Source organism: Paraburkholderia phenoliruptrix, from assembly GCF_902859825.1.
In the GTDB taxonomy this organism is placed as follows: Bacteria; Pseudomonadota; Gammaproteobacteria; order Burkholderiales; family Burkholderiaceae; genus Paraburkholderia; species Paraburkholderia phenoliruptrix.
The window spans coordinates 60835-77480 of record NZ_CADIKB010000009.1 but is presented as its reverse complement, the minus strand read 5'-3'; the positions used below and the strand labels follow the sequence as shown (position 1 = coordinate 77480).

General features: G+C 65.3%; 13 protein-coding genes. 10 read left to right on the top strand and 3 right to left on the bottom strand.

Annotated elements, in window-relative coordinates; genetic code table 11:
• The first annotated feature begins 77 nt into the window (after positions 1–77).
• From HV711_RS12405 to HV711_RS12395, 3 genes are all read left to right on the top strand, one after another.
• On the top strand, positions 78–575 hold the full coding sequence (locus HV711_RS12405; protein ID WP_013589504.1) for a hypothetical protein: 498 nt from the start codon (positions 78–80) through the stop codon (positions 573–575).
• 127 nt (positions 576–702) lie between these two features.
• Positions 703–1095, top strand: coding sequence for a DUF427 domain-containing protein (locus HV711_RS12400; protein WP_013589503.1), 393 nt, complete (start codon positions 703–705; stop codon positions 1093–1095).
• 31 nt (positions 1096–1126) lie between these two features.
• Complete coding sequence (locus HV711_RS12395) at positions 1127–1861, top strand: SRPBCC family protein (protein WP_035482341.1); 735 nt, start codon at positions 1127–1129, stop codon at positions 1859–1861.
• A 116-nt stretch (positions 1862–1977) separates the two neighbouring features.
• Here the strand turns inward: HV711_RS12395 and HV711_RS12390 are convergent, their stop codons facing one another.
• Positions 1978–2982, bottom strand: a complete 1005-nt coding sequence (locus HV711_RS12390; protein WP_035482344.1) for a helix-turn-helix domain-containing protein — start codon at positions 2980–2982, stop codon at positions 1978–1980.
• Between the two features lie 209 nt (positions 2983–3191).
• On the opposite strand from HV711_RS12390, the gene HV711_RS12385 reads away from it, so the two are divergent.
• Positions 3192–3818 carry a cysteine hydrolase family protein gene (locus tag HV711_RS12385; protein ID WP_035482347.1) on the top strand — a complete coding sequence of 209 codons (627 nt, stop codon included), beginning with the start codon at positions 3192–3194 and terminating at the stop codon, positions 3816–3818.
• Positions 3819–3839: 21 nt separating this feature from the next.
• On the opposite strand, the gene HV711_RS12380 is transcribed toward HV711_RS12385, so the two are convergent.
• Positions 3840–4508 (bottom strand): TetR family transcriptional regulator, encoded by a 669-nt coding sequence (locus tag HV711_RS12380; protein WP_028360976.1) that lies wholly within the window; start codon positions 4506–4508, stop codon positions 3840–3842.
• 435 nt (positions 4509–4943) lie between these two features.
• Here HV711_RS12380 and HV711_RS12375 point away from each other — a divergent pair, with 435 nt between their 5' ends.
• The 3 genes from HV711_RS12375 to HV711_RS12365 are packed head-to-tail and all read left to right on the top strand — an operon-like array spanning position 4944 to position 10911.
• Positions 4944–6176 carry an efflux RND transporter periplasmic adaptor subunit gene (locus HV711_RS12375; protein ID WP_035482350.1) on the top strand — a complete coding sequence of 411 codons (1233 nt, stop codon included), beginning with the start codon at positions 4944–4946 and terminating at the stop codon, positions 6174–6176.
• A gap of 18 nt (positions 6177–6194) precedes the next feature.
• Positions 6195–9389, top strand: coding sequence for an efflux RND transporter permease subunit (locus HV711_RS12370; protein WP_028360974.1), 3195 nt, complete (start codon positions 6195–6197; stop codon positions 9387–9389).
• Between the two features lies 1 nt (position 9390).
• Positions 9391–10911 (top strand): efflux transporter outer membrane subunit, encoded by a 1521-nt coding sequence (locus HV711_RS12365; protein ID WP_013589496.1) that lies wholly within the window; start codon positions 9391–9393, stop codon positions 10909–10911.
• Between the two features lie 162 nt (positions 10912–11073).
• On the opposite strand, the gene HV711_RS12360 is transcribed toward HV711_RS12365, so the two are convergent.
• On the bottom strand, positions 11074–12483 hold the full coding sequence (locus HV711_RS12360) for a nucleobase:cation symporter-2 family protein (RefSeq protein WP_035482352.1): 1410 nt from the start codon (positions 12481–12483) through the stop codon (positions 11074–11076).
• Positions 12484–12921: 438 nt separating this feature from the next.
• Between HV711_RS12360 and HV711_RS12355 the strand changes: the two genes are divergently transcribed.
• The 3 genes from HV711_RS12355 (at position 12922) to fghA (ending at position 16634) form a co-directional block, all read left to right on the top strand.
• Positions 12922–14484 carry a xylulokinase gene (locus HV711_RS12355; RefSeq protein ID WP_035482355.1) on the top strand — a complete coding sequence of 521 codons (1563 nt, stop codon included), beginning with the start codon at positions 12922–12924 and terminating at the stop codon, positions 14482–14484.
• Between the two features lie 176 nt (positions 14485–14660).
• A complete protein-coding gene (locus tag HV711_RS12350) occupies positions 14661–15767 on the top strand; it encodes an S-(hydroxymethyl)glutathione dehydrogenase/class III alcohol dehydrogenase (protein WP_013589493.1) in 1107 nt (368 codons plus the stop codon).
• A 15-nt stretch (positions 15768–15782) separates the two neighbouring features.
• Positions 15783–16634: an S-formylglutathione hydrolase gene (gene fghA, locus HV711_RS12345; RefSeq protein WP_028360972.1), complete on the top strand. Its 852-nt coding sequence runs from the start codon at positions 15783–15785 to the stop codon at positions 16632–16634.
• Positions 16635–16646 lie beyond the last annotated feature (12 nt).

Here is a 16646-nt window from a genome sequence, read left to right as displayed (position 1 = left end):
GCACGCCGGTTGCAACCATTCTGAATCCGGTCTCATCCGCGAGCGCCGGGCGAAGGATGTCAATAAGGAGCAAACCGATGAAAAACCAACGCACTCAGCGAAAGATCGTAGCCGCCGCGGCCAGCGTGGCGCTCACTCTCGGTCTGGTGGGCGGCGCGTACGCGCAGCAGGCGAGCGAAGTCACCGGCGGCACGACCACCGACCAGACGAGCGCAGGCAACGCCAATGGCGGAGGTCTGCCGCAAATCCAGCAGCAAGGCGACGTGTCGTTCGTCTCGGGCGGCGTCGGTCTTGACGAGTCTAAGGCGCTGCAACAGGCGCAAAGCCAGTGGCCGCTGTCGCTGCGCTTCACGGGGCCGGGCTCCGACTATCTCGCCGACGTCCACGTGCGAATCGTGGATGCCCATAACGGCGAGGTGCTGAGCACGACATCGCGCGGACCGTACATGCTCGTCAAGCTGCGGCCCGGCCGCTACACCGTGCACGCGTCGTACAAGGACCGCGATCAGTCGAAGTCGTTGACAGTCCCGGCCAAGGGCACGGCGAAAGCGGCGTTCTACTGGAACACCCAGTAAACCCGAGGTTGCCGCGCGGGCGGCAGGGCGGCCGCGCAATCGCGGGCACTTTGACAGATAATGAAGCCACGGGCCTGTCCCGTGGCTTTGCTGTTTGCACGACTGCCCACTTTCACGGAGCAAAGACATGAGCGATGCCTTGAGACCTCACGCAAGCCCGGAGAAATCCGCCGGCGGACACACCATCGCGATCACGGGCAACGATCACCGTGTGCGCGTGATTCACGGCGGCGTCACGATGGCCGACACGCACGCGGCGCTGACGCTCAGCGAAACCGGTCTGCCCGACGTGTTCTACTTTCCGCGCGAAGACGTGAACATGGCGCGGCTAGAACGCTCGACGCACAGCACGCATTGCCCGTTCAAGGGCGACGCGTCGTACTTCCATCTGCGCACCGAAGACGGCCTGATCGAAAACGCCGTGTGGAGTTATGAGACGCCGTTCGAGCAGGCGGCCAGGATCAAAGGGTATCTGGCGTTTTACTCATCGCGCGTCGACCGCATCGATCAGACGTCCTGATTGGGTGCCGCGTGTTCATCGGGAGGCGGGGATGGAACTGAACGACGCGTTACGGATTCCACTTGCGCCGTCCGATGTCTGGGACGCGTTGCAAGACCTCGCGCTGCTGCGCGCGAGCCTCGATAACTGCGAGTCGTTCACGCGCCTTTCGCACGGCGAATACGCGCTCACCCTGACTGTGCCGCTCGGGCCGCTGCGTGCGCATTACGAAGCGCGCGCGCATGTCGCCGGCCAGGATTCGGGTCCGGCCGACGCCGAACGCCGCACCATCAACTTCAAGGCGCGCGCCGAAGGGGTCGGCTCGCTGCGCGGACAGATCGAAGTACGCCTGCGCCCGGAAGAGGGCGCCGCCGGCGGCAGGGAGCGCAGCACGCGGATCGACTACACGATCTGGGCGACGTCTTCAGGACCGCTCGCGCAATTGCCTGCGCGTCAGCTCGAAAACGCGCTTCGCCAACTCGCCGACGATTTCTTCACCGAGTTCAACGCAGTGGTATGCGCGAAGCACGGGCAGGGCCCGAATCGCGCGAGCGGCGCGGCGGCGCGCCGTCAGCATGTGTTCCTGCGGCCCATCACGCTCGGTGGCATGGCGCGGCGCACGCGCGCCGAACACGGCAGCGGGCTCGGCGGGCGGGCCGCGAGCGTGTCGCACGGCGTCTCGCACCCGGAGCCGACTCCGCATGCGGTCCCGAACTGGGCGTGGGCGGCGATGATTTTTCTGGTCGCGCTGCTCCTGTATGTGGCGCGCTGGATCAGCGAGCGCTGAGCGCGGGCCGTACGACGATTGCGGCGGTGTGCGCCTGAAGTGTCGCGTCGGCGCGACTACGAAATAGCGGTGATGGACTACGAAAGCGCGTTGCCGCGCGCTTTCGCGCCACGCCGTCAGCCGCCGCGAAACTCCCTCCGCCAGGCCGACGGCGACGTGCGAAACGTATCTGCGAAATGCTGGCGCAACGACGCCGCCGACCCGAAGCCGGCCATGCCCGCAATCGCCTCCACCGACTCATCCGTGCTTTCAAGCAACTGCTGCGCACGCCCGAGCCGCTCTGCGAGCAGCCATGCGCCGACGGTCGTGCCGGTGGCGAGCCTGAAGCGCCGCGTGAAAGTGCGGCGGCTCATCAGCGCGCGCGCGGCGAGGCTGTCGAGCGTATGCGCAGCGTCCAGATTGCCGCGCACCCAGTCGAGCAGGCCCGAGAGCCGGTCTTCGCGGACGTTCGGCGGAACCGGCTGCTGGATGTACTGCGCCTGCCCGCCTTGCCGGTGCGGCGACACGACCAGCCGGCGCGCGACGAAGTTCGTCACCTCGGCGCCGCACATCTTGCGCAGCACGTGCAGGCAGCAGTCGAGGCCCGCCGCCGTGCCCGCCGATGTCAGCACGTTGCCGTCGTCGACATAGAGCACGTCGCGGTCGAGCCTCACGCGCGGGTAGCGGCGCGCGAAGTCGTCGGCCCATGCCCAGTGCGTCGAAGCCGGGCGGTCGTCGAGAATGCCGGCGGCGGCGAGTACGAAGGCGCCGAGGCAGAGGCCGACCAGCTGCGCGCCGCGTGCGTGGGCTGCGCGCAGCGCGTCGAGTAAGGCGGCCGGCGGCGGCTCGTCGGGGTCCCGCCAGCTCGGCACGATGATCGTCTGCGCCTCGGCGAGCGCTTCAAGGCCATGCGTGACGGCGATCGAGAAGCCGGCGGTCGTCGTGAGCGGCCCGCTTTCGGCCGCGCAGACGCGAAAGTCGAAATGCGGCACGCCGCCGCCGCGGCGGTCTTCGCCGAACACCACGCACGGCACCGAAAGGTGAAAAGGGCTGATGCGGTCGAACGCGACCACGGCGACGATGTGCGAATCAGGTTGCGCGGGCTTTGCGACGGATGCGGCGGATACGACAGATGCGGCCATGTCTCGGGCACCTCATGAAACCGACGATAGCGGTGGCGAACACCAATGGCCCGATTCTAGCGAATATTGTCAGACGGGCCGCTGTTGTCGAAGGCGCGGCTGGCGAACAATGCGTCATCGCCGCTGTCTGGGGCTCGCTCTGAGGCTGGCTTCGGAACCCGCAACCCGGCGGCGCGCGACATCACCCCCTTTCCTGAGGAGCTTTCGCCATGACCACACCGCGCCGTGCGCTCATCGTTATCGACGTGCAGAACGAATACGTGAGCGGCGACCTTCCGATCGAATATCCGGACATACGCAGCTCGCTCGCCAACATCGGCCGGGCGATGGATGCGGCGCGCGCCGCCGGCGTGCCGGTCGTCGTCGTGCAGAATTTCGCGCCCGCCGGCTCGCCGCTGTTTGCGCGCGGCAGCGAGGGCGCGCAACTGCACCCGGTGGTCGCTTCGCGCGAGCGCGATCATTATGTGGAGAAGTCGCTGCCGAGCGCGTTCACCGGCACCGACCTCGCGGACTGGCTGGCCGCGCGGCAAATCGACACGCTGACGGTCGCTGGCTACATGACGCACAACTGCGATGCGTCGACGATCAACCACGCGCTCCACGCCGGGCTTGCCGTCGAGTTCCTGCACGACGCGGCCGGCTCGGTGCCCTATGAAAACAGCGCGGGCTTCGCGAGCGCCGAGGACATCCACCGGGTCTTTTGCGTGGTGCTGCAATCGCGCTTCGCGGCGGTCGCCGGCACCGACGAATGGCTCGCCGCGCTCAGAAGCGGCGTGCCGCTGGAGCGCGGCAACATCTATGCGTCGAATCAGAAAGCGCGTAGCGGGAACCGCTGAACCTCGCAGTGACGCAGGCGGCTAACCAGCCGCCGTGGAAGGTGGCCCGCCCGGCGCGCGCTTGCGCAGCGCCGGGCTGAACCGAAGCGCGTCGAACATGCCTTCGACCATGCGCTCGCCGAGCGCGGCAAAGTCCGTTGCGTCCGGCAAAAACAGCATGTCGCGCAGCGAGCCGCCGACAAAAGCATGCACCATGGCCGCGGCCAGTCTGGTGTCGAGGTCATCCGGCAACTGTCCTTTCGAGATCGCGTTGCGCAAGCCGCCTTCGATCTTGGTCAGCCCTTCGCGCATGTTGGTCTGATAGCGGACCATGACCGGTCCCATTTCCTCGACGAGTTCGCACTTCAGAAACAGGATGTCGAACACGCGGCGGCGGCGCGGATCGTTCGCGGTGTCGCGCAGACAGACAATGCAGATTTCCATCAGACGCCCGAGCGGATCCGGCTCGTTCGGGTCGAGCGATGCGGCCTTGAGTTCGTCGAGCGGCAGCAGCACGCGGTCGAACATCTCCGTGAACAGGTCGCTCTTGTGCGAGAAGTGCCAATAGATGGCGCCGCGCGTGACGCCAGCCGCCTGCGCGATGTCCGCGAGGGACGTGCGCGATACGCCTTTTTCAAAAAACACTTTTTCTGCCGCGTCGAGAATGCTGTTGCGCGTCTCCAGCGCCTCTTCCTTGGTTCTTCGGACCATATTTGTATGACCTGCCGTGATTGTGGGGTTTTCCCGGTTCTTTTAAGTACGCCCGGTGACAATCCGTTTGCCGTGAAGTGTTTCGTGAAAGCTTTCTTGCCGGTCCCCCGCCTGCAAGAGAAGTAACCTACTTTTACATCCATTCGTGAATGTATATATAATAGCACCCCACGATCGGATCGCCCGAGCCGTGACGGCCGGTTAAAACCGGTTAATATCCGTCACTGTTGCCTTTCAAAAGCTTCTGGCGCCGCGCCCGAACGGGCGGTGCCGTGCCGCATTTTCCCGGTTTGGCGCAGTCGCCCCAGGTGCCTCGCAGCTCAGGCAGGTATCCGCGGGCTTCCGGTCGAGCGTCGCAAGACGCATGTGTGCGCCGCCGTCCCCGGGGTAGGGATGCGCGCACTTTTTCATTCTCAGTCATAGACAGAGGTCGCCATGCGCGTCGAACGGGTTCCATTCCGCTTAATCAGTGCCGCGACGGCTGCCGTATTGCTGGCAGCGTGCGGACCAAAACAATCTGCCCCGCCGCAACAGACGCCCGAAGTCGGCGTCGTCACCGTCCAGCCGACTACCGTACCTGTCGTCACCGAATTGCCGGGCCGCACCAGCGCCTTCCTCGTCGCGCAAGTGCGCGCGCGGGTCGACGGCATCGTGCTGCGCCGCGAATTCACCGAAGGCGGTCAGGTCAAGGCCGGTCAGCGTCTCTATAAGATCGACCCGGCGCCGTACATCGCCACGTTGAACAATGCGAAGGCGACGCTCGCCAAGGCGCAGGCGAACCTCGCGTCCACCACGGCGCAGGCGAATCGCTACAAGGTGCTGGTGGCCGCCAACGCGGTGAGCAAGCAGGACTACGACAACGCCGTGGCCGCAGAAGGCCAGGCCGCGGCCGACGTCGCCGCCGGTAAGGCAGCGGTCGAGACCGCGCAGATCAACCTCGGCTATACGGACGTGACTTCGCCCGTGACCGGCCAGGTCGGCGTGTCGCAAGTCACGCCGGGCGCCTATGTGCAGGCGAGCGCCGCGACCTTGCTCGCCACCGTGCAGCAACTCGATCCGGTCTATGTCGATCTGACGCAGTCGAGCCTCGACGGCCTGAAATTACGCCGCGAGATCCAGGAAGGGCGTCTGAAAACGAACGGTCCCGACGCCGCCAAGGTTTCGCTGATCCTCGAAGACGGCCGCACGTACTCCGAAAAAGGCAAGCTGCAGTTCACCGACGTGACGGTCGACCAGAGCACGGGCTCGGTCACCGTGCGCGCGATCTTCCAGAACAAGGACAAGGTGCTGCTGCCCGGCATGTTCGTGCGCGCGAAGATCGAGGAAGGCGTGAACGAGAACGCGCTCGTCGTGCCGCAAGTCGGCATCACGCACGACCAGAAGGGTCAGCCCACCGCGCTCGTCGTCGGCGACGACAACAAGGTTGCCTTGCGTCAGCTCGTCACGTCGGGCACGTATGGTTCCAACTGGGTGGTCGAAAGCGGCCTCAAACCCGGCGACCGCGTGATCGTGCAGGGCACCGACAAGGCGAAACCGGGCATGCAGGTCAAGGCCGTTCCCGCGCAACTTCCCGCCTCGCCTGCCTCCGGCGCAGCCGCTTCGGGCGCGCCGGCCGTCAGCGGCGGTGCGCAGACGGCTCAACCTGCCTCCGCTGCATCGGGCGCGTAATAACAGGGAGCCCGCCACATGGCAAAGTTCTTTATTGATCGCCCGATTTTTGCATGGGTGATCGCCATCATCCTGATGCTCGCGGGTATCGCGTCGGTGTTTACATTGCCGATCGCGCAATACCCGACCATCGCGCCGCCGGCCGTGCAGATCAGCGCGACTTATCCGGGCGCTTCGGCGAAAACGGTGGAAAACACCGTGACGCAGGTGATCGAGCAGTCGATGAGTGGTCTTGACCACCTGCTGTACCTGTCGTCCACGTCGGACGACTCGGGTACCGCCACCATCACGCTGACGTTCGCGGCCGGCACCAATCCTGACATCGCGCAGGTGCAGGTGCAGAACAAGCTGCAGCTTGCCACGCCGCTCCTGCCGCAAGCCGTGCAGCAACTGGGCACCAAGGTCACGAAGTCGAGCAGCAGCTTCCTGATGGTCATGGCGTTCGTGTCCGAAGACGGCAGCATGAACAAGTACGACCTCGCGAACTACGTCGCGTCGAACGTGCAGGACCCGGTCAGCCGTATCGACGGCGTGGGCACGGTCACGCTGTTCGGCTCGCAGTACGCGATGCGGATCTGGCTCGACGCGAACAAGCTCACCAACTTCGGCCTCACCCCGGTGGACGTGCAAAGCGCGTTGCAGGCGCAGAACGTTCAGGTTGCGGGCGGCTCGCTCGGCGGCACGCCGTCGGTGCCGGGGCAGGTGTTGCAGGCGACCATCACGGAAGCCACGCTGCTCAATACGCCCGAACAGTTCGGCAACGTGCTGCTGAAGGTGAACCCGGACGGCTCGCAGGTCCGCATCAAGGACGTGGCGCGCGTCGAGCTGGGCGGCGAAAACTACAACTTCGACACCAAGTACAACGGTCAGCCGACGGCCGGCTTCGGTATTCAGCTCGCCACGGGCGCGAATGCGCTCGCCACCGCGAAGGCGGTGCGCGCGAAGATCGACGAGCTGTCGAAGTACTTCCCGCACGGCCTCGTCGTGAAGTATCCGTACGACACCACGCCGTTCGTGCGCCTGTCCATCGAGGAAGTGGTCAAGACGCTGCTCGAAGGCATCGTGCTCGTGTTCCTCGTGATGTATCTGTTCCTGCAGAACCTGCGGGCCACGCTGATCCCGACGATCGCCGTGCCGGTGGTGCTGCTCGGCACGTTCGCGATCATGAGCGTGGTGGGCTTCTCCATCAACACGCTGTCCATGTTCGGTCTCGTGCTCGCCATCGGCCTCCTGGTGGACGACGCGATCGTGGTGGTGGAAAACGTCGAGCGGGTGATGGCGGAGGAGGGCTTGTCGCCCCGCGAAGCAACCCGCAAGGCGATGGACCAGATTACCGGCGCGCTCGTCGGCGTGGCGCTCGTGCTGTCGGCGGTGTTCGTGCCGGTGGCGTTCTCGGGCGGCTCGGTCGGCGCGATTTACCGGCAGTTCTCGCTGACTATCGTGGCGGCGATGGTACTGTCCGTGCTGGTCGCTTTGATTCTCACGCCGGCCTTGTGCGCGACGATCCTCAAGCCGATTCCGCAAGGCCATCACGAAGAGAAGAAGGGCTTCTTCGGCTGGTTCAACCGCACCTTCAACAAGAGCCGCGACAGGTATCACTCGGGCGTGCACCACGTGATCAAGCGCTCGGGTCGCTGGCTCATCATCTATATGGTCGTGATCGTCGCGGTCGGCCTGCTGTTCGTGCGACTGCCGAAATCGTTCCTGCCGGACGAAGACCAGGGCACCATGTTCGTGCTCGTGCAGACGCCGTCGGGCTCGACGCAGGAAACCACTGCGCGCGCACTGAAGGACGTGTCCGACTATCTGCTTAACAGCGAAAAGGCGATTGTCGAATCCACCTTCACGGTGAACGGCTTCAGCTTCGCGGGCCGCGGTCAGAATGCCGGTCTCGTGTTCGTGCGGATGAAGGACTACGCGCAGCGCCAGCACGGCGATCAAAAGGTGCAGGCGCTGGTGGGCCGTCTCTTCATGCACTTCGGCAGCTACAAGAACGCGCTGGTGTATCCGGTGAATCCGCCGTCGATTCCTGAACTCGGCACGGCCGCGGGCTTCGACTTCGAGCTGCAGGACCGCGCGGGCGTCGGCCACGCCAAATTGATGGAAGCGCGCAACATGCTGCTCGGTATGGCCGCGAAAGATCCGACGTTGGCTCAGGTCCGTCCGAACGGCCTGAACGATACGCCGCAGTTCAAGGTGAATATCGACCACGAAAAGGCGGCGGCGCTCGGCGTGTCGTTGTCCGCGATCGACCAGACGTTCTCGATCGCGTGGGCGTCGCAATACGTGAACAACTTCCTCGATACGGACGGCCGGATCAAGAAGGTCTACATGCAGGGCGATGCGCCGTTCCGCATGAAACCCGAAGACCTGAGCGCCTGGTATGTGCGCAACACGGGCGGAAGCATGGTGCCGTTCTCGTCGTTCGCGAGCGGGGAGTGGGCTTACGGTTCGCCGAAGCTCGAGCGTTACAACGGTATTTCCGCGGTGGAAATCCAGGGTGCGGCGGCGCCCGGCAAGTCGACGGGTCAGGCCATGTCGGCCATGGAAGCGCTCGTGGCGAAATTGCCGGCGGGCATCGGCTACGAGTGGACGGGTCTGTCCCTGCAGGAGCGCCAGTCCGGTTCGCAGGCGCCGATTCTGTACGGCATCTCGATCCTCGTCGTGTTCCTGTGTCTCGCGGCGCTGTATGAAAGCTGGTCGATCCCGTTCTCGGTGATCATGGTGGTGCCGCTCGGCGTGATCGGCGCACTGCTCGCCGCCACGCTGCGCGGGCTCGAAAACGACGTGTTCTTCCAGGTCGGCCTGCTGACCACGGTGGGCTTGTCGGCGAAGAACGCGATTCTGATCGTGGAATTCGCGCGCGAGTTGCAACAGGGCGAAGGGATGGGGCCGATCGAGGCCGCGCTGGAAGCGGCGCGTCTGCGGCTGCGTCCGATTCTGATGACCTCGCTCGCGTTCATTCTCGGCGTGATGCCGCTTGCGATCAGCAACGGCGCCGGCTCGGCGAGCCAGCACGCCATCGGCACGGGCGTGATCGGCGGGATGTTGACGGCGACCTTCCTCGCGATCTTCATGATCCCGATGTTCTTCGTCGTGATTCGCGCGAAGTTCGGCGGCGAGAAGGAAGACCCGGATGTGGCGCTCGCACACTACAACCAGCACCATCCGCATGATCCGGACAGCAATGGCTCGGGCAAGGACGGACATTGAGATGCAAAAACACTCTTTGATTGCAGTAGCGGCCGCGCTGTTCGCCGCCGGTTGCACGATGGCGCCGAAGTACGAGCGCCCCGCCGCGCCGGTAACGAGCACTTTCCCGACCGGCGGCGTGTACGACGCGCAGCCGGGCGCCGCCCAGCCGGGCGCGCGCAGCGCCAACGGCATGGCCGCGGCCGACATCGGCTGGCGCGATTTCTTTGTCGATCCGCGCATGCAGCGGCTGATCGAGATCGCGCTGAAGAACAACCGCGATCTGCGCGTGTCGGTGCTGAACATGCAGGCGTCGCAGGCGCAGTTCCGCATTGTTCGCGCGGGTCTGTTCCCCACGCTCGACGCCGCGGCTTCGCAAACCAAGCAGCGCACGCCGAAAAATCTGTCGGTGTTCGGCAATACGATTTCGAATTCGTATTCGGTGGGTCTGAACGCCTCGTGGGAAATCGACTTCTTCGGGCGGGTTCAGAGCCTGAAAGATCAGGCGTTGGCGCAATACCTGGCCACCACACAGGCGCGCAAGGCAGCGGAAATTTCGCTGGTTTCGCAGGTCGCGAATCAGTATCTGACGGTGCTGGAACTCGACGATCTGCTGAAAGTCACGCAAGGCACGCTGAAAACGGCCGAGGAGTCGTATCGCATCACGAAGCTGCAGTTCGACAACGGCACGGGTTCGGAGCTCGATCTGCGCCAGGCGCAAACGGTAGTCGAGCAGGCGGGCGCGAACCTGCAGTCGCAGGAGCGCTTGCGGGCTCAGGCCGAGAATGCGCTGGTGCTGCTGCTCGGCGAGCCGCTGCCCGCCGATCTGCCGCCGGGACTCACGTTGAGCGATCAGAACCTGCTCACGGATATTCCGGCGGGTCTGCCGTCCGATCTGCTGACGCGTCGTCCGGACATCATGGAGGCCGAAGAGAACCTGCTCGCGGCCAATGCGAATATCGGCGCGGCGCGCGCGGCGTTCTTCCCGAAGGTCTCGCTGACGGGCAGCTTCGGCACGTTGAGCCCGACACTCGGCGGTTTGTTCAAGCCGGGCTCGGCCGCGTGGAGCTTTGCGCCGTCCATCACGTTGCCGATCTTCGAGGGCGGCCAGAACAAGGCCAACCTCGATCTCGCCAACATCCAGAAGAACGCCCAGATCGCCACGTATGAAAAGGCGATCCAGACGGCCTTCCGCGAAGTGGCGGACGCGCTGGCCGCGCGCGGCACGTACGATCAGCAGATCCAGTCGCTCGAGCGCAACACGTTCGCGCAACAGCGCCGGCTGGATCTGTCGAATCTGCGCTATACGAACGGCGTCGACAGCTACCTGTCGGTGCTGACGGCGCAGACCGATCTGTACTCGTCGCAGCAGTCGTTGATCACTGCGCGCATGGAGCGTCTGCAGAACCTGGTCACGCTGTACCAGGCGCTGGGCGGCGGCTGGATCGAGCATAACGGCGATCAGCCGCGTCCGGCCGATGCTCCCGTCGACTACGGCGCGGCGAGTGCGCCGGCGGCGGCTTCGGCGGCCACTGCGGGCTGAATGTCGCAGCGGTTCGACAGCACGTAACCAAAAACGCCACGGCATGCCGTGGCGTTTTTTTTTGCACCGGACCTTGCGACTGCAGCGACCGGCGCGCCGTTTATGGTTTGCGACAGTAAAGAAGCCCGACGCGCGACCGGCGCGGGCTCCCGGCCGTGAGCCTCAATGCAGATCGGCCGCGCGGAACATCTCATCGCGTTGCGGTTCCTGGCCGCCGCGTCCGTCGAAATCATGGCCAGCCCTGCGGATGTCGCACTGCGCCTTCTTCTCGCTTTTGACGCCGTTGAAAATCAGATTCAGCACGACCGCGGACACGGAAGCCAGCAGAATCCCGCTGTGCAAGAGCGGCGACAAGGCCGCCGGCAGCCGCGAGAAGAAGTGCGGCGACACCACCGGCACGAGTCCGAGCCCGATACTCACCGCGACGATGAACAGGTTGTGGTGATTCTTCACGAAGTCCACCTTCGACAGCACCTTGATGCCGTTCGCCGCGACCATGCCGAACATCACAATGCCCGCGCCGCCCAGCACGAACGCCGGCACGGAGGCGACGACCTGCGCCATCTTCGGAAAGAGGCCGAGCAGCACGAGAATCACGCCGCCCATCGCGCAGACAAAGCGGCTCTTTACGCCCGTCACGCCGATCAAGCCGACGTTCTGCGAAAACGACGTATGCGGAAACGAGTTGAAGATGCCGCCGATCAGCGTGCCGAGTCCGTCCACGCGCAGGCCGCGCACCAGCGTTTTCTGATCGACCGGCTGGTCGACCATGTCGCCGACCGCGAGGAACATACCCGTCGATTCGATGAAGGTGACGAACATCACGGTGACCATGGTCGCGATGGAAAGCGGATCGAAGTGCGGCAAGCCGAAGTGGAACGGCATCACGAAACCGACCCACGGCGCGTGCGTGACGCCGTCCATGTTGACGCGGCCAAGCACGAGCGCGATCACGAAGCCCGCCACAATGCCGAGCAGCACCGAGATGTTGGCGAGGAAACCTTTGGCAAACTTGTTGATGAGCAGAATCAGCATCAGCACGATCAGCGACAGGCCGAGGTACAGCGGATTGCCGTAATCCGGATTGCCGACGCCGCCGGCCGCCCAGTTGATGCCCACGCCCATCAGCGACAAGCCGATCACCGAAATCACCACGCCGATCACGACCGGCGGGAAAAAGCGCAATAGCTTGCCGACGGCGGGCGCCAGCAGAATGCCGATCACGCCGGCGGCGATGGTCGAGCCGAAGATATCCAGAATGCCGAGCGACGGATTCGTGCCGATCGCCACCATCGGGCCGACCGCGGCGAAGGTGCAGCCCATGATCACCGGCAGGCGGATGCCGAAGATCCACAGGCCGAGCGTCTGGATCAACGTGGCGATGCCGCAGGAGAACAGATCCGCGCTGATCAGGAAGGCGATCTGGTCTTTCGGCAGCTTGAGCGCTGCGCCGACGATCAGCGGCACGGCGACGGCGCCGGCGTACATCACCAGGACGTGCTGAATGCCGAGGGTCAGCAACTGGCCCGCGGGCAGCCGCTCGTCGCACGGGTGAACCGTGTTCGATTGCATAACGTCTCTCTCCACCGTCTAGTTTTGGGATGGACTCCAAGGTATCGGGGACGAAAAAGCGCAACAAGACCGCTGGCGCCTATTCCCGCATTCCCGGTCACGATATGGGTGGGTGCGCCCGGAAGCGCGAATTTGCGGCGAGCGGCGGTTTCACCGGCGGGCAGCCCCTTGCAGCCGCGCCGCGCGCGTCGCTGCGCCGCGTGCCCGGGTCGCGGCGATATATGTGAGAATCGATAAGGTGTATCCGGCCTCGCGCATAGTCGGATTTTCGCGCGGCGCGCCGCGGGGCGGGGTTAACCCGCGATTCGCCAGCGACGGCCGGTTTTTCCGGCTCGCCGCGGCGAGGCTTTGCGCAGCGCGCGCGACACGTAAAAATACGTGTTTCCGCATCTTCGGCACGCGGTTCTGCGTGCGTCAACCCATCCCACGTTATCGCTCATGAGCTTTCTCGGCATCGACCTCGGCACCGGTTCCCTCAAAGTTGCAATCGTCGATGAAGACGGCCACGAACAGGCGGCCGCCAGCGTCGCTTATGCGCTTGAGACGCCGCACGCGGGCTGGGCGGAAACATCGGTGCAAACGTGGTGGCGCGCGCTCACCGAAGCCGCGGCGCGCTTGCCGCAGGCGCTGCGCCGCGAGGTCAAAGCGATCGGCTTGTCGGGGCAGATGCACGGCGTGGTGTTGACCGACGCGTCGGGCAACGCGGTGCGGCCCGCCATGCTGTGGCCCGACACGCGCGCGCTCGATCTGCTCGACGCGTGGCCCGAGCCGCAGCCGAATCCGGTCGCGCCGGGCATGGCCGGTCCGTTGCTGCGCTGGATCGTGCTGCACGAGCCGGAGTCCGCGAGCCGCACCCGCTGGGCGCTGCAGCCGAAGGACTGGCTGCGCGTCGCGCTGGGCGGCGCAGTCGCCACTGATCCATCCGACGCCTGCGCGACCGCGCTCGCCGATCCCGACGGCGCGTGGGACGCGGCGCTGCTCGAGCGGCTCGGCATCGCGCGCGAATGGTTTGCGCCGCCGGGGCCGTCGTATGCCGCAGCCGGCGTGCTGTCGACAGACGCCGCGCAGGCCTTGGGTTTGCGCGCGGGCATCGTATTGGCCACCGGCGCCGCGGACACGCCGTGCGCCGCGCTCGGCAGCGGTCTTGCACGCGACGGCGACGCGCTCCTCACAACCGGCACCGGCGGCCAGATCGTCGTGCTCGCCGAGCACGAGCCCGCGGCCGCGCGAGGCTTGCATCGCTATCGGGCGGCGAGCGACCACTGGTATCGGATGGCCGCGATGCAAAACGTCGGCATCGCGCTCGAACGCGCGCGCGGGTGGCTGTCGTACGAGTGGGCAGAGGCCTATCGTGACGCGTTCGGCGACGGGCCTGGCGATTTGTCGGCCCACGCTTTGGGCACGAGCGGACAAGCCGGCGCAAGCGCACACACAAAGGCAAACCTGCGCGCGACCGCGCGCGCAGCGGCCACCGCAACACCAGCCGCACCGCTCACCTTCCTTCCGTATCTGACCGGCGAGCGCACGCCGTGGCTCAATCCGTCGGCGCGCGGCGGCTGGCTCGGGCTCGCGCTCGATCACACGCGCGGCGCGATGATGCGCGCCGCATTCGAAGGCGTCGCGTTTTCACTGCGCGCGGGTCTCGATGCGATCCGCACAAGCGGCGCGACGGTGACCACACTGAAACTTGCAGGAGGCGGTTCCGTCGATGCGCGCTGGCGCCAGTTGCTCGCCGATGCGTTGGGCGCGGAGCTTCACGCGGTGGATTGCCCGAACGCGGCGCCGCGCGGCGCGGCGATTCTCGGCGGCATCGCGAGCGGTCACTGGCATGTGCACGATCTCGCCGCGCTGGCGCCCGGCGCCGCACCTGTGGCGAGCCCACGAGGCGACCGCGCGCTCGCCGACCGCTATGCACGCTTTCTCGATCTGTACGGTCGCGTCGAAACATGGTTCGACGCTTCGACAGCAGCTCAGCCACCAGGCCACGATGTCACGCGCTGACAAGGCGGTGACGCACTTTGCAATACCATGACGCTTTTCGTGCGTTAGCCTGTAGCACGCGCAGCCCAGCTCGAATGCAGAATCCGCATGCCGCGACACAGCGCTTCGCGACGTGCAACGCTCGACACGCAACCTTCAAGATCCATCGCATTCACCGACTCACAGGAGTAGTCACGATGAAAACCAAAGCAGCCATCGCATGGAAAGCCGGCGCCCCGCTGACGATCGAGGAAGTCGACCTCGAAGGCCCGCGTGCCGGCGAAGTCCTGATCGAAGTGAAAGCAACGGGCATCTGTCACACCGACTACTACACGCTCTCGGGCGCGGACCCCGAAGGCATTTTCCCGGCAATTCTCGGCCACGAAGGCGCAGGCGTGATCGTCGACACGGGGCCGGGCGTCGGCACGCTCAAGAAGGGCGACCACGTGATTCCGCTCTACACGCCCGAATGCCGTCAATGCAAGTTCTGTCTGTCGCGCAAGACGAACCTCTGTCAGGCGATTCGCGCGACGCAAGGCAAGGGCCTCATGCCCGACGCGACCTCGCGCTTCTCGCTCGACGGCAAGCCGCTCTTTCATTACATGGGCACGTCCACGTTTTCGAACTACATCGTGGTGCCGGAAATCGCGGTTGCGAAAGTGCGTGAAGACGCGCCGTTCGACAAGATCTGCTACATCGGCTGCGGCGTCACGACGGGCGTGGGCGCGGTCGTCTATTCCGCGAAGGTCGAAGCGGGCGCGAATGTCGTCGTGTTCGGGCTCGGCGGCATCGGTCTGAATGTGATCCAAGGCGCCAAAATGGTCGGTGCCGACAGGATCATCGGCGTCGATATCAACCCGGGACGCGTCGAACTGGCGAAGAAGTTCGGCATGACGCACTTCATCAATCCGAATGAAGTCGAGAACGTGGTCGACCACATCGTGCAGCTGACCGATGGCGGTGCGGATTACTCGTTCGAATGCGTCGGCAATGTGAAGCTGATGCGCCAGGCGCTCGAATGCACGCACAAGGGTTGGGGGCAGTCGTTCATCATCGGCGTGGCGGCGGCCGGCGAAGAGATCAGCACGCGTCCGTTCCAGCTGGTCACGGGCCGCGAGTGGAAGGGCTCCGCGTTCGGCGGCGCGCGCGGCCGCACGGACGTGCCGAAGATCGTCGACTGGTATATGGAAGGCAAGATCAACATCGACGATCTGATCACGCACCGGCTGCCGCTCGAGCGCATCAACGAGGGCTTCGATCTGATGAAGAAGGGCGAGTCGATCCGCTCGGTCGTGCTGTACTAAGCGAGGAGCGTTGCGATGCTCGAACTATTGTCGTCGCACGCCTGCCATGGCGGCGTGCAGCGTTTCTACCGGCACGAGTCGCAGACCATCGGCCTGCCGATGCGCTTTTCGGTGTATCTGCCGCCGCGGGGCTTGGAGGCCAATGCGAGGGTGCCCGCGCTGTTTTACCTCGCGGGGCTGACCTGCACCGAAGAGACCTTCGCGATCAAGGCGGGCGCGCAGCGCTTTGCCGCGCAGCATGGCGTGGCGCTCGTCGCGCCCGACACGAGTCCGCGCGGCGCGGGCGTGCCGGGCGAGAGCGCGGCGTGGGACTTCGGCGTGGGTGCGGGCTTTTACGTCGACGCCACACAGGAGCCGTGGGCGCGGCACTATCGCATGTATTCGTATGTGCGCGACGAGCTGCGCGAGACCGTGCTGGCCGAACTGCCCGTGGATGCGGCGCGGCTCGGCATCTTCGGGCATTCCATGGGCGGGCACGGCGCGCTGATGCTGGCGCTGCGCAATCCGGACATCTATCGCTCGGTGTCGGCGTTCGCGCCGATTGCCGCGCCCACGCGCTGCCCGTGGGGCGAGAAGGCGTTCAGCGGCTATCTGGGCGAGAACCGCGAGGCGTGGAAAGCGTACGACGCGAGCGAGCTCGTGGCGCGCGCATCGCGCAGGTTCGAGGAAGGCATTCTGGTCGATCAGGGCCTCGCCGACGCGTTTCTCGCCGAGCAGCTGTATCCGGACGTGTTCGAAGCCGCGTGCAAGGCCGCGGGCCAGCCGCTGACGTTGCGCCGTCACGCGGGTTACGACCACGGGTATTACTTCATCTCGACGTTTATCGAGGATCACATCGCGCATCACGCGAAGGTGCTGCTCGGCTGAGGGTCGTCGTGT

Coding starts and splice junctions, on each gene's coding strand:
- HV711_RS12405 (WP_013589504.1), top strand. CDS start 78: ATGAAAAACCAACGCACTCAGCGAAAGATCGTAGCCGCCGCGGCCAGC.
- HV711_RS12400 (WP_013589503.1), top strand. CDS start 703: ATGAGCGATGCCTTGAGACCTCACGCAAGCCCGGAGAAATCCGCCGGC.
- HV711_RS12395 (WP_035482341.1), top strand. CDS start 1,127: ATGGAACTGAACGACGCGTTACGGATTCCACTTGCGCCGTCCGATGTC.
- HV711_RS12390 (WP_035482344.1), bottom strand. CDS start 2,982: ATGGCCGCATCTGTCGTATCCGCCGCATCCGTCGCAAAGCCCGCGCAA.
- HV711_RS12385 (WP_035482347.1), top strand. CDS start 3,192: ATGACCACACCGCGCCGTGCGCTCATCGTTATCGACGTGCAGAACGAA.
- HV711_RS12380 (WP_028360976.1), bottom strand. CDS start 4,508: ATGGTCCGAAGAACCAAGGAAGAGGCGCTGGAGACGCGCAACAGCATT.
- HV711_RS12375 (WP_035482350.1), top strand. CDS start 4,944: ATGCGCGTCGAACGGGTTCCATTCCGCTTAATCAGTGCCGCGACGGCT.
- HV711_RS12370 (WP_028360974.1), top strand. CDS start 6,195: ATGGCAAAGTTCTTTATTGATCGCCCGATTTTTGCATGGGTGATCGCC.
- HV711_RS12365 (WP_013589496.1), top strand. CDS start 9,391: ATGCAAAAACACTCTTTGATTGCAGTAGCGGCCGCGCTGTTCGCCGCC.
- HV711_RS12360 (WP_035482352.1), bottom strand. CDS start 12,483: ATGCAATCGAACACGGTTCACCCGTGCGACGAGCGGCTGCCCGCGGGC.
- HV711_RS12355 (WP_035482355.1), top strand. CDS start 12,922: ATGAGCTTTCTCGGCATCGACCTCGGCACCGGTTCCCTCAAAGTTGCA.
- HV711_RS12350 (WP_013589493.1), top strand. CDS start 14,661: ATGAAAACCAAAGCAGCCATCGCATGGAAAGCCGGCGCCCCGCTGACG.
- fghA (WP_028360972.1), top strand. CDS start 15,783: ATGCTCGAACTATTGTCGTCGCACGCCTGCCATGGCGGCGTGCAGCGT.